The organism is Burkholderia sp. MSMB2157WGS (genome assembly GCF_001532755.1).
Taxonomy (GTDB): domain Bacteria; phylum Pseudomonadota; class Gammaproteobacteria; order Burkholderiales; family Burkholderiaceae; genus Burkholderia.
Window position 1 is genome coordinate 48,617 of sequence record NZ_LPJG01000050.1, and the last position, 13,264, is coordinate 61,880.

The window sequence follows — 13,264 nt, forward strand, 5'->3', positions numbered from 1 at the left end:
GGGAGTCGCGGAATTTATAATCGCTAACCGGGGTCATAAGCGCATCGCAGCAGTGTGCCGCGGCTTTACTTGTACAGAGGAGGTGCGCGTGTCCTTCACGCTGCATGGCATTCCCGTCTCACGAGGTATCGCGATCGGGCGAGCCTATCTGATCGCGCCGGCGGCGCTCGACGTCGCCCATTACCTGATCGAGGCCAACCAGACCGACGCCGAAGTGGAGCGATTCCGCACGGCGCGCGACGTCGTGCGTCGCGAGCTCGAAGCGCTGCGCGCCGACCTGACCGACGACACCCCGAGCGAAGTCGGCGCATTCATCGACGTCCACACGATGATCCTGAGCGACGAGATGCTCGTGCAGGAAACCATCGACCTGATCCGCACGCGCCGCTACAACGTCGAATGGGCGCTGACCGAGCAACTCGAACTGCTCACGCGCCATTTCGACGACATCGAGGACGAATACCTGCGCGAGCGCAAGGCCGACATCGAGCAGGTGGTCGAGCGCGTGCTGAAGGCGCTCGCCGGTGCGCCGTCCGCGTCGCAGGCGCTCGACGGCGCGGCCGCGAACGGCACGAACGAGATGATCGTCGTCGCACACGACATCGCGCCGGCCGACATGATGCAGTTCAAGACGCAGTCGTTCCAGGCGTTCGTCACCGATCTCGGCGGCCGCACGTCGCACACGGCGATCGTCGCGCGCAGCCTCGGCATTCCGGCCGCGGTCGGCGTGCAGCATGCGAGTGCGCTGATCCGCCAGGACGACCTGATCATCGTCGACGGCGATCAGGGCATCGTGATCGTCGATCCCGCGCCGATCGTCCTCGAGGAATATTCGTATCGCCAGTCCGAGAAGGTGCTGGAGCAACGCAAGCTGCAGCGCCTGAAGTTCTCGCCGACGCAAACGCTGTGCGGCACGAAGATCGACCTGTACGCGAACATCGAGCTGCCCGACGACGCGAAGGCGGCCGTCGAGGCCGGCGCGGTCGGCGTCGGCCTGTTCCGCTCCGAGTTCCTGTTCATGCATCAGAAGGAGATGCCGGAAGAGGAGGAGCAGTTCGCCGCGTACAAGCGCGCCGTCGAGTGGATGAAGGGCATGCCGGTGACGATCCGCACGATCGACGTCGGCGCGGACAAGCCGCTCGACGCGCTCGACGAAGGCTACGAAACGGCGCCGAACCCGGCGCTCGGCCTGCGCGCGATCCGCTGGAGCCTGTCCGAGCCGCAGATGTTCCTCACGCAGTTGCGCGCGATCCTGCGCGCGTCCGCGTTCGGCCAGGTGAAGATCCTGATCCCGATGCTCGCGCACGCGCAGGAGATCGACCAGACGCTCGACCTGATCCGCGAGGCGAAGCGCCAGCTCGACGACGCGGGGCTCGCGTACGATCCGAACGTGCGCCTCGGCGCGATGATCGAGATCCCGGCCGCGGCGATCGCGCTGCCGCTGTTCCTGAAGCGCTTCGATTTCCTGTCGATCGGCACGAACGACCTGATCCAGTACACGCTCGCGATCGATCGCGCCGACAACGCGGTCGCGCACCTGTACGACCCGCTGCATCCGGCCGTGCTGCACCTGATCGCGTACACGTTGCGCGAAGCGAAGCGCGCGGGCGTGTCGGTGTCGGTATGCGGGGAGATGGCGGGCGACCCGGCGCTCACGCGCCTGTTGCTCGGGATGGGGCTCACCGAGTTCTCGATGCATCCGAGCCAGTTGCTCGTCGTGAAGCAGGAGATCCTGCGCGCGCACCTGAAGGCGCTCGAAAAGCCGACGGCCGACGTGCTGGCCGCGTTCGAGCCGGAAGAAGTCCAGGCGGCGCTGCAGCGGCTGTCGATCGCCGAGCCGCGGGCGGATGCGGCTGCCTAGGCGTTCTTGCCGCCGCTAACCATCGCGAAACGTCACGCATGCGCGGCCCGGCGCATGCCCGTCGCGCGTCAGTGCCGGCCGCTGCACACCGGGCAGTCGGCCTGGCGCGCGATTTTCATCGTCGTCCATTCCATCCGCAGCGAATCGAGCATCATCAGCCGCCCGTTCAGCGTCTTGCCGATGCCGCCGATCACGCGCAGCGCCTCGGCCGCCTGCATCGCGCCGATGATCCCGACGGTCGGCGCGAACACGCCCATCGTCGCGCATGCGACTTCCTCGAACGGCTGGTCTTCCGGAAACACGCACGCATAGCAGGGCGCGGCCGCGTCGCGGAAGTCGAACGTGCTGATCTGGCCGTCGAAGCGAAGCGCGGCGCCCGACACGAGCGGCACGCCGCGCGCGACGCATGCGCGGTTGATCGCGTGCCGCGTCGCGAAGTTGTCGGTGCAGTCGAGCACGACGCTCGCATGCGGCACGTGTGCGTCGAGCCACGCATCGTCGACGCGCGCCGCGACCGCGTTCACCGTCACCTCCGGGTTCAGTTGCGCGAGCGTGTCGCGCCCCGATTCGACCTTGCTGCGGCCGACCGATGCCGTCACGTGCAGGATCTGCCGCTGCAGGTTCGTGAGGTCGACCGTATCGGCGTCGACGAGCGTGAGCGTGCCGACCCCCGATGCCGCGAGATACATCGCGGCCGGCGAGCCGAGGCCGCCCGCGCCGACGACGATCGCATGCGCGTCGAGAAAGCGCTGCTGCGCGTCGATGCCGATTTCGTCGACGAGGATGTGGCGGGAGTAGCGAAGGAGTTGATCGTCGTTCATGGGGGCTCGTGAGCGAGGCGGGCGGACGTTCGTTATTTTAGGCGCGCATGAAAAACGGGCCATCGCGGTCTTCCCGCGATGGCCCGTCGGATGCCGGCCGGCGCTTACTTCGGCGCGGAGGCCGGCTTCGGTGCGGATGCCGGCTTCGCGGCGCTTGCGCCCGATGCCTTCGCGGCCGCGGCGGCCTTGCCGGCCGGGCTCTTCGTCGTGCTCTCGGCGAGCAGCGACTTCGATTCCTGGACCGGCTTGCCTTCGAGCTTGTTGAGCGCCTGCTGCATCATGAAGTCGTCGGCGCTGCCGAACTCGATCGGCTTGCGATCGCGATCCTTCTGGCGCTGCTCCGGCGTCTTCTTGTCGTTCTGCTCTTCGAGAATGCGCAACTGGTCCAGCCGGCGCTGCTCGCGCTCTTCCTGTTCCTTCTTCTCGTTCGGATCCTGCGTGTTCGCGAGGTGGTTCGTGTAGTCGACCTCGCGCGTCACGAGCACGTCGTCCGGATCGCCGTCCGCGTACTGATCGACCGGCACGTCCGGCGTGATGCCCTTGTTCTGGATCGAACGGCCGCTCGGCGTGTAGTAGTACGCGGTGGTCAGGCGCAGCGCGGTGTCGGCCGTCATCGGGCGGACCGTCTGCACCGAACCCTTGCCGAACGTCGTCTTGCCCATGATCTGCGCGCGCTTCGAATCCTGCAGCGCACCGGCGACGATTTCCGACGCGGACGCCGAATACGCGTTCGTCAGCACGATCATCGGCACGGTCTTGAAGATCGGCGGCAGGTTCTTCAGCGGATCGCCGTCGAAGGACGGCAGGCGATAGTTGTCGTACGTATCGCGGTAGACCTGCTTCGAATCGGGGATCTGGCCGTTGGTCGACACGACGACCGAGTCGGGGGGCAGGAACGCGCCGGCCACGCCGACCGCGCTCTGCAGCAGGCCGCCGCCGTTGTTGCGTAAGTCGAGGATGAGGCCCTTCAGATTCGGTTGCTGGCGCGCGATGTCCTGCAGCTTCTGCGCGAGATCCGGCGTCGTGCGCTCCTGGAAGCTCGTGATGCGGACATACGCGTAGCCCGGATCGAGCATCTTCATCTTCACGCTCTGGACCTTGATGATCGCGCGCGTGACCGTGACCGGGAACGTGCGGTCGTCGCTCTTGCGGAAGATCGTCAGCGTGACCTTGGTGCCCGGCTCGCCGCGCATCTGCTTCACGGCCTTGTCGAGCGTCATGCCGCGCACCGGCTTGTCGTTGATGCGCGTGATCAGGTCGCCCGGACGGATACCGGCGCGGAACGCCGGGGTATCCTCGATCGGCGAGATCACCTTGACGAGGCCGTCTTCCTGCGAGATCTCGATGCCGAGGCCCGCGAAGCGGCCCTTCGTCTGCTCCTGCAGCTCGTCATAGTCGGTCTTGTCGAGGAACGACGAGTGCGGATCGAGGCTCGACACCATGCCCTTGATCGCGGCCGTCAGCAGCTTCTTGTCGTCGACCGGTTCGACGTACTCGCGCTTGATCTGCCCGAATACTTCCGCGAACAGGCGGAGCTGGTCGAGGGGAAGCGGCGCCGTGGCGGTCTGCTCGGCCGATGCGGAAACCTGCAGCGTGGCGAACACGCCCGTGGCAAGGCCCGCGGCAATCAGGCCGATGTTCTTCAAATTCATTCGCATAGAGATCTGGTGCGGTCGGGAAGCGCGTGGCGGTAGCGGGGATGTAGCGGACAAGTATAACTGTTCGTCCGATAACTCAGTGGAACGGCGCGAAAAGCGTCGACAAGGCCGCAGAAGGCCCGGCGAGGCACCGCCGGGCGCGCTGCGGGGTTCGAAAGCGGATTCGACCGCAGCAGGGCCGCGAAGGTTCGCGCGACGTGCGGCCCGGCGTTCGAGGCCGAGCCCGGCACGCCGCGCCGGAGCGCGGCTTGTCCGCCGCGCCGGGCGTCAGCCCGCCTTGCCCTGCTTCGCGACGGCGGCCTGCGCCTGCGCGATCGCTTCCTGGTCGCCGAGGTAATAGTGCTTGATCGGCTTCAGGTTCTCGTCGAGTTCATAGACGAGCGGCACGCCGTTCGGGATGTTCAGGCCGACGATGTCGCTGTCCGAGATGCCGTCGAGGTACTTGATCAGCGCGCGCAGCGAGTTGCCGTGCGCGGCGATCAGCACCTGCTTGCCGGCGCGGATCGCTGGCGCGATCGACTCGTTCCACAGCGGCAGCACGCGCGCGACCGTGTCCTTCAGGCACTCGGTGAGCGGCAACTGCTCGCGCGGCACCTTCGCATAGCGCGGGTCGCCGAACGGCGCGCGCTCGTCGGTCGGCTCGAGCGCGGGCGGCGGCGTGTCGTAGCTGCGGCGCCACACGAGCACCTGCTCGTCGCCGAACTTCGCGGCCGTTTCCGCCTTGTTCAGGCCCGACAGCGCGCCGTAGTGGCGCTCGTTCAGGCGCCACGAGTGGACGACCGGCAGGTACATCAGATCCATCTTGTCCTGCACGTGCCACAGCGTGCGGATCGCGCGCTTGAGCACCGACGTGTACGCGATGTCGAACGTGTAGCCGGCCTCCTTGAGCAACTCGCCGGCCTGGTAGGCCTCGTTGCGACCCTGTTCGGTCAGGTCGACGTCGACCCAGCCGGTGAAGCGGTTTTCCTTGTTCCACGTCGATTCGCCGTGGCGGATGAGAACGAGTTTGTACATGGATCTTGCGGTCGGTAGTGAAGGGAAGCGGGGCGCGTCGCGCGGCGCCCGGACCGGGCCCGCCATCGCGCAAGGCGGTTATTTTATAATGGCGGGATTGTCCTCATCCGATTTCTCTTCTTCCGGCGGAATTCCGTGACGTTCTTTACCAATTACACCAACCTGGCCCTTATCGCGATCCTGGTGGTTTCCGGCGGCCTGCTCGCATGGCCCGCACTGCGCCGCGGTCGCGGCGGCCTGTCTGCCGCGGAGGCGACGCAGCTCATCAACCGTCGCAACGCGGTCGTGATCGACCTGCGCGCCGCCGCCGATTTCGCCGCCGGCCATCTGCCGTCGGCGCGTCAGGTCGCGCCGGGCGAGATCGGCGCGAAAATTGCGCAGGTCGCGAAGAACAAGAGCACCCCGGTGCTGCTCGTCTGCCAGAACGGCCAGCAGTCGCAGAAGGCGGCGCGCGAGGTCGAGGCGGCGGGTTACGCCGAGGTGCACGTGCTCGAAGGCGGCGTGGCCGCCTGGCAGCAAGCCGGGATGCCGGTCGTCAAACAAGGAGTGGCGAAGTGAACAAGGTTTTGATGTACAGCACGCAGGTGTGTCCGTATTGCATGCAGGCCGAGCGCCTGCTGAAGCTGCGCGGCGTCGAGCAGATCGAAAAGGTGCTGATCGATCGCGATCCGGCCCGCCGCGAGGAAATGATGACGCGCACGGGGCGCCGCACGGTGCCGCAGATCTATATCGGCGACACGCACGTCGGCGGCTACGACGATCTGTCGAAGCTCGACCGCGAAGGCGGCCTCGTGCCGCTTCTGCAAGCGGCCTGATTAGGGCAGAATGGCCGCCGGCCGCGCCGCGGCTTGGGCGCGCAGGATTCATCCGTGGCGGCCGGCGAACAGCCGGGCCGCCCCGTCACCACTTTTAGGGAAACACCATGTCCGACGTCGAAAACCAACCGTTCTTCAACATCCAGCGCGTCTACCTGAAGGATATGTCGCTCGAGCAGCCGAATTCGCCGGCGATCTTCCTCGAGCAGGACATGCCGTCGGTTGAAGTCGAAGTCGACGTCAAGGCCGACCGCCTCGCGGAAAGCGTGTTCGAAGTCGTCGTGTCGGGTACCGTCACCGCGAAGGTGAAGGACAAGGTCGCGTTCCTGATCGAAGCGAAGCAGGCCGGCATTTTCGACATTCGCAACATTCCGGACGAACAGCTCGACCCGCTCGTCGGCATCGCGTGCCCGACGATCCTGTTCCCGTACCTGCGCTCGAACATCGCCGACGCGATCACGCGTGCGGGCTTCCCGCCGATCCACCTGGCGGAAATCAACTTCCAGGCGCTGTACGAGCAGCGTCTCGCGCAGCTTCAGCAGCAGGCCGGTGCGGCAGGCGCACCGAACGGCGCGCCGAATGGCGCGCCGAACGGCACGACGCTGAACTGACGTTTCGCTCGGACCGGTGCTGGGTATGAAAGTAGCCGTTCTCGGCGCCGGTGCCTGGGGCACCGCGCTCGCGGGCCATCTGGCCGCGCGGCACGATACGCTCTTGTGGGCGCGCGACGCCGCGCTCATCGCCGGGCTGCAGGCCCGGCACGAAAATTCCCGCTATCTGGACGGCATCGCGCTGCCCGATGCGCTGCGCTACGACGCCGATCTCGGCGTCGCGCTCGCGCATGGCGCCGCGGACGACGCGCTGTGCGTGATCGCCGCGCCGGTGGCCGGGCTGCGCACGCTGTGTCGCGCGATGCGCGACGCAGGCTGCGTGCCCGCGCACATCGTCTGGGTCTGCAAGGGCTTCGAGGCCGACACGCATCTGCTGCCGCATCAGGTGATCGCGGCCGAGCTGCCCGAACAGCGGAGCAACGGCGTGCTGTCCGGCCCGAGCTTCGCGCGCGAGGTCGGACAGTCGCTGCCCGTCGCGCTGACGGTGGCGAGCACGTCGGCCGAATGCCGCGAGCGCACGCTCGCCGCGTTCCATCACGGCGCGATGCGGATCTATACGGGCGACGACGTGGTCGGCGTCGAGGTCGGCGGCGCGGTGAAGAACGTGCTGGCGATCGCGACCGGCATTTCCGACGGCCTCGGCCTCGGGCTGAACGCGCGCGCCGCGCTGATCACGCGCGGCCTCGCCGAAATGTCGCGGCTCGGCGTGGCGCTCGGCGGCCGCGCGGAAACCTTCACGGGCCTCACCGGCCTCGGCGACCTGATCCTCACCGCGACGGGCGACCTGTCGCGCAACCGCACGGTCGGCCTGCAACTGGCGGCCGGCCGCACGCTGAACGACATCCTCGGCGCGCTCGGCCACGTGGCCGAAGGTGTGCGTTGCGCGCAGGCCGTGCTGGCGCTCGCCCGCGCGCGGGCGATCGAAATGCCGATCACGGAAGCGGTGTGCGGCGTGCTGTTCGACGGCATCGCGCCGCGCGACGCGGTCAGCGGTCTGCTGCGCCGCGACGCGCGCGCCGAGTAGGCCCGGCGGGATCGCCCGGCACGGGTGCGCCGGGCACGCGGCGCCAAAGCGGACTACGCTTGAAGTGTCTCCGGCGTTCCGCGAGGTCGTCATGCTGCAGATCCATTCCACCACGCTCGATGCGCAGGTCGTCGACATCACGACGCTCGACGTCGATGCGATCGTCAACGCCGCGAACGGCTCGCTGCTCGGCGGGGGCGGCGTCGACGGCGCGATTCACCGCGCGGCCGGCCCCGGCCTGCTCGCCGAGTGCCGCACGCTCGGCGGCTGCGACACCGGCGACGCGAAGCTCACGCGCGGCCACGGGTTGCCCGCGCGCTACGTGATCCACGCGGTCGGGCCGGTATGGTATGGCGGCGCGCGCGGCGAGGCCGAACTGCTCGCATCGTGCTATCGGCGCGCGATCGAGCTGGCCGAAGAGGTTGCCGCGACGTCGATCGCGTTTCCGGCGATCAGCTGCGGCGTCTACCGCTATCCGGCCGAAGCCGCCGTCGATATCGCGGTCGGCACCGTCATCGAGATGCTCGCGCAGGCGCCGAACCTCGCCCGCGTGGTATTCGCGTGCTTTTCCCCCGACATCTACGACCTGTACCGCGCGCGCCTCGTGCGAACCTGACGCATTCGGCGCCTGGGCTGCGTGCGGCGCGCGTCAGGCGCCGCCTTCGAAGCCGGCCTGACGCCAGGCCTCGAACACGACCACCGCGACCGTGTTCGACAGGTTCAGGCTGCGGTTGTCCGGCCGCATCGGCAGGCGCACGCGCTGTTCGTTCGGGAAGCGTTCGAGCAGCTCGGCGGGCAGGCCGCGCGTTTCGGAGCCGAACACGAACCAGTCGCCGGGCAGGAACGCACGATCGTGGAAGCGGCCCGAGCCGCGCGTCGTGAACGCGAACATCCGCGCGGGCTCGGGCGCTTCGGCGGCGACGAACGCGTCCCAGTCGCGATGCACGCGCATCTGCGCATACTCGTGATAGTCGAGGCCGGCGCGGCGCATCCGCGCGTCGTCGAGCGGAAAGCCGAGCGGCTCGATCAGGTGCAGGTGCGCGCCGGTGTTCGCGCACAGGCGGATCACGTTGCCGGTGTTCGGCGGAATTTCGGGGGCGACGAGAACGACGTTGAACATGTTTCGGTTGGGCTGGGGCGGCCGGAGCGGCGCAGCGCGCGCGTGCATCCGGCCGGCCGGTTCGTGACGGCCGCACGCGGGCGGCCGGCTTATCTATCTAATTAATCCCTGGCGGTGCGCAGCGCAACCAGATTCGTCACGCGCGCGGCGCCCGCCGCCTTCAGCGCCTGCGCGGCCGCCGCGAGCGTCGCGCCGGACGTCATCACGTCGTCGACGAGCGCGATGTGGCGACCGGCGACGCCGCCTGCCACCGCGAAAGCCGCCATCACGTTGTCGCGTCGTGCGTGCCGGTCGAGCCGCGACTGCGGCGCGGTGTCGGCGACGCGCGCGAGCAAGGCCGCGTCCGCTTGCACGCCGAGCCTGCGCGCGAGCGGACGCGCGATCGCCCACGCCTGGTTGTAGCCGCGCGCGACGAGCCGCCGGTGCGACAGCGGCACGGGTGCGACGAGGTCGAAGCCGCGCGCATCGCGCGTATCGTCGACCAGCCGTGCGAGCCGGGCCGCGAATTCGCCGCCGAGCGCGAGCCGCGCATGAAACTTCAGGCCGCGCGCGAGCCCGTCGAGCGGCGCGCGGTAATCGGCGAGTGCGAGCGTCGCGTCGAACGGCGGCGGCGCGGTGCGGCACGCGTCGCACCGGTACGCGGCCGCGCGGCCGGCGCCGGGGCGACGGCCGCCGGGCGATCGCACGTGCCCGACGCCGAGCGGCAGCGCGCAGACGTCGCAGCGCAGCCGCGCTTCATTCCAGTACGCGGCATCGCAGGCGCCGCAAATCACGGCGTGTGACAAATTGCCGCACAGCGCGCACCGGTTCGGCAACGCGACCGCGGCAACGCGCGCGCCCCATGTTCTGGCGTGCGACAAAACGACGCGCACCGAGCGTTCGGCGGAACCGCGGACCATCGCAACACTCCTGGCATGCCGCCTCAATGAAGCTTGCGAGGCGAGCGAGTATACTTCGGGCTCTTCGCCAGTGTGCCCGACATGTCCCCAGCTTCGACTTCAACCGGCCGTCCGGCCAATGACGCCAGGCGCCTGCGGCGGATCTTCGACCGCCGTGCCGCCACGTTCGATGCGGTTGCGTTCCTGCCGCGCGAGATCGCGCAGCGGATGAACGAGCGCCTCGAATACATCAAGGTGAGCCCCGCGGCCGTGCTGGATGCGGGCTGCGGCCCGGGCGACGATCTCCCGGCGCTGCGCGCGCGCTTTCCGGAAGCGCCGGTGTTCGGCGTGGACCTGTCCGGCGCGATGCTCGCGCGGGCCGGTCGGCGCGAAGTCGAGCAGACTACCTGGCGCCGCTGGCTGCCGGCGTCGCTCGGTCGGGCGCTGGGCCAGCGCGGCCCGCGCGTCGCGCAGGCCGACTTCGCCGCGCTGCCGTTCCCGGGCGGCGCGTTCGACCTGATCTGGTCGAATCTCGCGCTCCACTGGCATTCGCGTCCCGATACCGTCTTCCCCGAATGGCAGCGCGTGCTGCGCGTGAACGGGCTCCTGATGTTCAGCACGCTCGGCCCCGACACGCTGCGCGAGCTGCGCGCGGCCTGCGCGCACGCCGAAGCGGCGCTCGGCATCGCGCCGCCCGCCGCGCGCGTGATCGATTTCGTCGACATGCACGACCTCGGCGACATGCTCGTCGAGAGCGGCTTCGAGATTCCCGTGATGGACCAGGAAGTGCTGACCGTCACCTACAAATCCGCCGATTCCCTGCTGGCCGACGTGCGCCGTTGGGGCGCCTATCCGTTCGAGCGCACGGCGCCGCGGCACGCGATGCGGCGCTTTCGCGCGGCGCTCGGCGACGCGCTGGACGCGCGCCGGCGCGAGGACGGCACGATTGCGCTGACCTTCGAGGTGATCTACGGCCACGCGTGGAAGGCCGTGCCGCGCACGACCGCGGAAGGGCATGGGATCGTGCGCATCGAGGACATCGGCAAGGGGCGTCCGAAGAATCGGTAAAGCGGTAAAGAGGGGTTTTGTTATGTCTGAAATTAGCGGCGCAAAGCGGGGTCGAATTGGCGGCTAAAACGGCCGAAAAGCTTGTCGCGCTTGGCTTGGCGGGCGATAGGCGCTTGCTTGTGGATGCCATTGAACCCGCCTATAATGCGTCAGCTTGTCGTCCCGGGGTCCCCGCAATACGGGGCGACGAGTCCGATGCAGGCATGCATCGCATGCCATTCGCGTGAGGCGGCGATGGAAGCAGCGAGGGTTTTGGCGGAGACGGCGGACAGCGAACCGATCCTCGAAGATTGGCTCATGAAACGCAACTGTTCGGTGTCGCCACGCCAGTTCGTGCTGTTTTACGCGTCGCTCGCGGGCTTCTCGCTGGCGATCGCGGCGTTGCTGATGTGGAGAGGGGCCTGGCTCGTCATGCCCTTTACCGGCATCGAGTTGCTGGCGGTGGGTGTCGCATTTGCGATCTACGCTCGCCATGCGGTCGATTACGAGCGCATCAGGCTGTTTCCGCACCGGCTCGTGATCGAGCGGATGGATGCGGAGCGGCTCACGCAGATCGAATTCAACCCGCGCTGGGTGCGGGTCGAGCCGGGTGCGACGCCACGCGATCCGATTCGGCTGGTGTCGCGCGGGCAGACCGTCGTAATCGGGCAGCATCTCGCGCAGTACAAGCGCGCGCAGTTCGCCGACGAACTGCGCGTGTCGCTCAGGCGCTGCGGCTGACGAGGCGCAGCCATCGGCCGGATCGGGCCGGCGGCTTGCGACGGGGGAGGGTTTGAATGGAAATTTTGGGTAAGGATGCTATGAAAACAATCAAGCGAGCCCTCGCGGGCGTGCTGGCATGCAGCGGATTGCTCTTTGCCGGTGCGGCCCTGGCGGTCGGTGATAGCCCGGGCGGCCCCCGTGTCAACGAGATCAACTTTCAGCCGCCGGTCACGAAAATCGCCGAGGAGCTCTACGATCTCCACACGATGATGCTGATCCTGTGTACGGTGATCTTCGTCGGCGTGTTCGGCGTGATGTTCTATTCGATCTTCGCGCACCGCAAATCCAAGGGCCACAAGGCCGCCAATTTCCATGAAAGCACGACCGTCGAGATCATCTGGACGATCGTGCCGTTCGTCATCGTCGTGCTGATGGCGCTGCCGGCGACGAAGGCCGTCGTCGCGATGAAGGACACGACGAACGCCGATCTCACGATCAAGGTCACCGGCTACCAGTGGAAGTGGGGCTACGACTACGTGAAGGGCCCGGGCGAGGGCATCGGCTTCCTGTCGACGCTGACCACCCCGCGCGACGAAGTGATGGGCAAGAAGCCGATCACCGACACCTATCTGCAGGAAGTCGACAATCCGCTCGTCGTGCCGGTCAACAAGAAGATCCGCATCATCACGACCGCGAACGACGTCGTCCACTCGTGGTACGTGCCCGCGTTCGGCGTGAAGCAGGATGCGATCCCCGGCTTCGTGCGCGACACGTGGTTCAAGGCCGACAAGGTCGGCACGTTCCGCGGTTTCTGTACCGAGCTGTGCGGCAAGGAACACGCGTACATGCCGGTCGTCGTCGAAGTGCTGTCGGAAGACGACTACGCGAAGTGGGTCACCGCGCAGAAGGCGAAGCTCGCCAGCGCGGCGGTCGATCCGAACAAGGTCTACACGATGGCCGAACTCGTCGCGCACGGCGAGGAAGTCTACAAGGCGAACTGCGCGGCCTGCCACCAGGTGAACGGCAAGGGCCTCGGCGCGTTCCCGGCGATGGACGGCAGCCCGATCGTGAACGGCCCGATCGCGGCCCACGTCGAGCGCGTGCTGCACGGCAAGGGCGCGATGCCGTCGTGGGCATCGCTGTCGGACCTCGACATCGCTTCGGTCGTCACGTACGAACGCAACTCGTGGGGCAACCACAAGAACGACCTGCTGCAGCCGAAGCAAGTGGCTGACGCACGCAACGGCAAGATGCCGGAAGACACCGCGGGCGCGGCACCGGCAGAAGCGGCTTCGGCACCGGCGCAAGCCGCGTCGGGCACCGAGCAGCCGGCGGCAGCGGCATCGGCCGCGCTGTCGACTATCTACTTCGAGACGGGCAAGAGCGTGCTGCCGGCCGACGCGAAGGCGGCGATCGCCGCCGCGGCCGACTATGCGAAGGCGCATCCGGACGCGAAGCTCGCGCTGTCGGGCTTCACCGACAAGACGGGCTCGGCCGACGCGAACGCCGAACTGGCGAAGCATCGGGCCCAGGCCGTGCGCGATGCGCTGAAGGCAGCAGGCGTGGCGGAAGACCACATCATTCTCAAAAAGCCGGAAACGATCACGGGCGGGGCTGACGCGAAGGAAGCCCGGCGTGTCGAGATCGGCCCGGCGGCTTGACGTGTCGCTGAGTTAGTCGACGTATTCGCAT

At 67.9% G+C, this 13,264-nt stretch carries 14 protein-coding genes; 9 read left to right on the plus strand and 5 right to left on the minus strand.

Translation table 11 applies throughout. From position 1 onward, the window contains the following. Positions 1-88 precede the first annotated feature (88 nt). Positions 89-1,861 (plus strand): phosphoenolpyruvate--protein phosphotransferase, encoded by a 1,773-nt coding sequence (ptsP, locus tag WT53_RS29105; RefSeq protein ID WP_034208770.1) that lies wholly within the window; start codon positions 89-91, stop codon positions 1,859-1,861. A gap of 68 nt (positions 1,862-1,929) precedes the next feature. Here ptsP and WT53_RS29110 read toward each other — a convergent pair whose 3' ends face one another. The 3 genes from WT53_RS29110 to gpmA form a co-directional block, all read right to left on the minus strand. Next, positions 1,930-2,682: a molybdopterin-synthase adenylyltransferase MoeB gene (locus tag WT53_RS29110; protein ID WP_034208463.1), complete on the minus strand. Its 753-nt coding sequence runs from the start codon at positions 2,680-2,682 to the stop codon at positions 1,930-1,932. Positions 2,683-2,786: 104 nt separating this feature from the next. After that, complete coding sequence (locus WT53_RS29115; RefSeq protein ID WP_059781422.1) at positions 2,787-4,340, minus strand: S41 family peptidase; 1,554 nt, start codon at positions 4,338-4,340, stop codon at positions 2,787-2,789. 267 nt (positions 4,341-4,607) lie between these two features. Beyond that, complete coding sequence (gene gpmA / locus WT53_RS29120; RefSeq protein WP_060262502.1) at positions 4,608-5,354, minus strand: 2,3-diphosphoglycerate-dependent phosphoglycerate mutase; 747 nt, start codon at positions 5,352-5,354, stop codon at positions 4,608-4,610. Between the two features lie 135 nt (positions 5,355-5,489). On the opposite strand from gpmA, the gene WT53_RS29125 reads away from it, so the two are divergent. The 5 genes from WT53_RS29125 to WT53_RS29145 all read left to right on the plus strand — a co-directional run bounded on the left by WT53_RS29125 (position 5,490) and on the right by WT53_RS29145 (position 8,420). Continuing rightward, positions 5,490-5,912, plus strand: coding sequence for a rhodanese-like domain-containing protein (locus tag WT53_RS29125; protein ID WP_034208460.1), 423 nt, complete (start codon positions 5,490-5,492; stop codon positions 5,910-5,912). Further along, positions 5,909-6,169, plus strand: coding sequence for a glutaredoxin 3 (grxC, locus tag WT53_RS29130; RefSeq protein WP_006477722.1), 261 nt, complete (start codon positions 5,909-5,911; stop codon positions 6,167-6,169). The genes WT53_RS29125 and grxC overlap by 4 nt, the downstream gene beginning before the upstream one ends. 107 nt (positions 6,170-6,276) lie before the next feature. Further along, positions 6,277-6,780, plus strand: coding sequence for a protein-export chaperone SecB (gene secB, locus WT53_RS29135; RefSeq protein WP_059781425.1), 504 nt, complete (start codon positions 6,277-6,279; stop codon positions 6,778-6,780). Positions 6,781-6,805: 25 nt separating this feature from the next. Next, positions 6,806-7,804, plus strand: coding sequence for an NAD(P)H-dependent glycerol-3-phosphate dehydrogenase (locus tag WT53_RS29140; protein WP_060262504.1), 999 nt, complete (start codon positions 6,806-6,808; stop codon positions 7,802-7,804). A gap of 91 nt (positions 7,805-7,895) precedes the next feature. Further along, a complete protein-coding gene (locus tag WT53_RS29145; protein ID WP_034208458.1) occupies positions 7,896-8,420 on the plus strand; it encodes an O-acetyl-ADP-ribose deacetylase in 525 nt (174 codons plus the stop codon). A 33-nt stretch (positions 8,421-8,453) separates the two neighbouring features. Here the strand turns inward: WT53_RS29145 and trmL are convergent, their stop codons facing one another. Both trmL and WT53_RS29155 read right to left on the minus strand, forming a co-directional pair. After that, the gene (trmL, locus tag WT53_RS29150; protein WP_034208457.1) at positions 8,454-8,924 is read right to left on the minus strand and encodes a tRNA (uridine(34)/cytosine(34)/5-carboxymethylaminomethyluridine(34)-2'-O)-methyltransferase TrmL; all 471 of its coding nucleotides are present in this window, start codon (positions 8,922-8,924) and stop codon (positions 8,454-8,456) included. A gap of 101 nt (positions 8,925-9,025) precedes the next feature. Further along, entirely contained in the window at positions 9,026-9,823 is a 798-nt protein-coding gene (locus WT53_RS29155; RefSeq protein WP_034208456.1) for a ComF family protein, read from the minus strand. Between the two features lie 81 nt (positions 9,824-9,904). Here WT53_RS29155 and WT53_RS29160 point away from each other — a divergent pair, with 81 nt between their 5' ends. The 3 genes from WT53_RS29160 (at position 9,905) to coxB (ending at position 13,233) form a co-directional block, all read left to right on the plus strand. Beyond that, the gene (locus WT53_RS29160; RefSeq protein WP_060262506.1) at positions 9,905-10,870 is read left to right on the plus strand and encodes a methyltransferase domain-containing protein; all 966 of its coding nucleotides are present in this window, start codon (positions 9,905-9,907) and stop codon (positions 10,868-10,870) included. Between the two features lie 195 nt (positions 10,871-11,065). Next, positions 11,066-11,590, plus strand: coding sequence for a DUF2244 domain-containing protein (locus WT53_RS29165; protein WP_052100358.1), 525 nt, complete (start codon positions 11,066-11,068; stop codon positions 11,588-11,590). 56 nt (positions 11,591-11,646) lie between these two features. Beyond that, the gene (gene coxB / locus WT53_RS29170) at positions 11,647-13,233 is read left to right on the plus strand and encodes a cytochrome c oxidase subunit II (RefSeq protein ID WP_060262508.1); all 1,587 of its coding nucleotides are present in this window, start codon (positions 11,647-11,649) and stop codon (positions 13,231-13,233) included. The last annotated feature ends 31 nt before the right edge of the window (positions 13,234-13,264 follow it).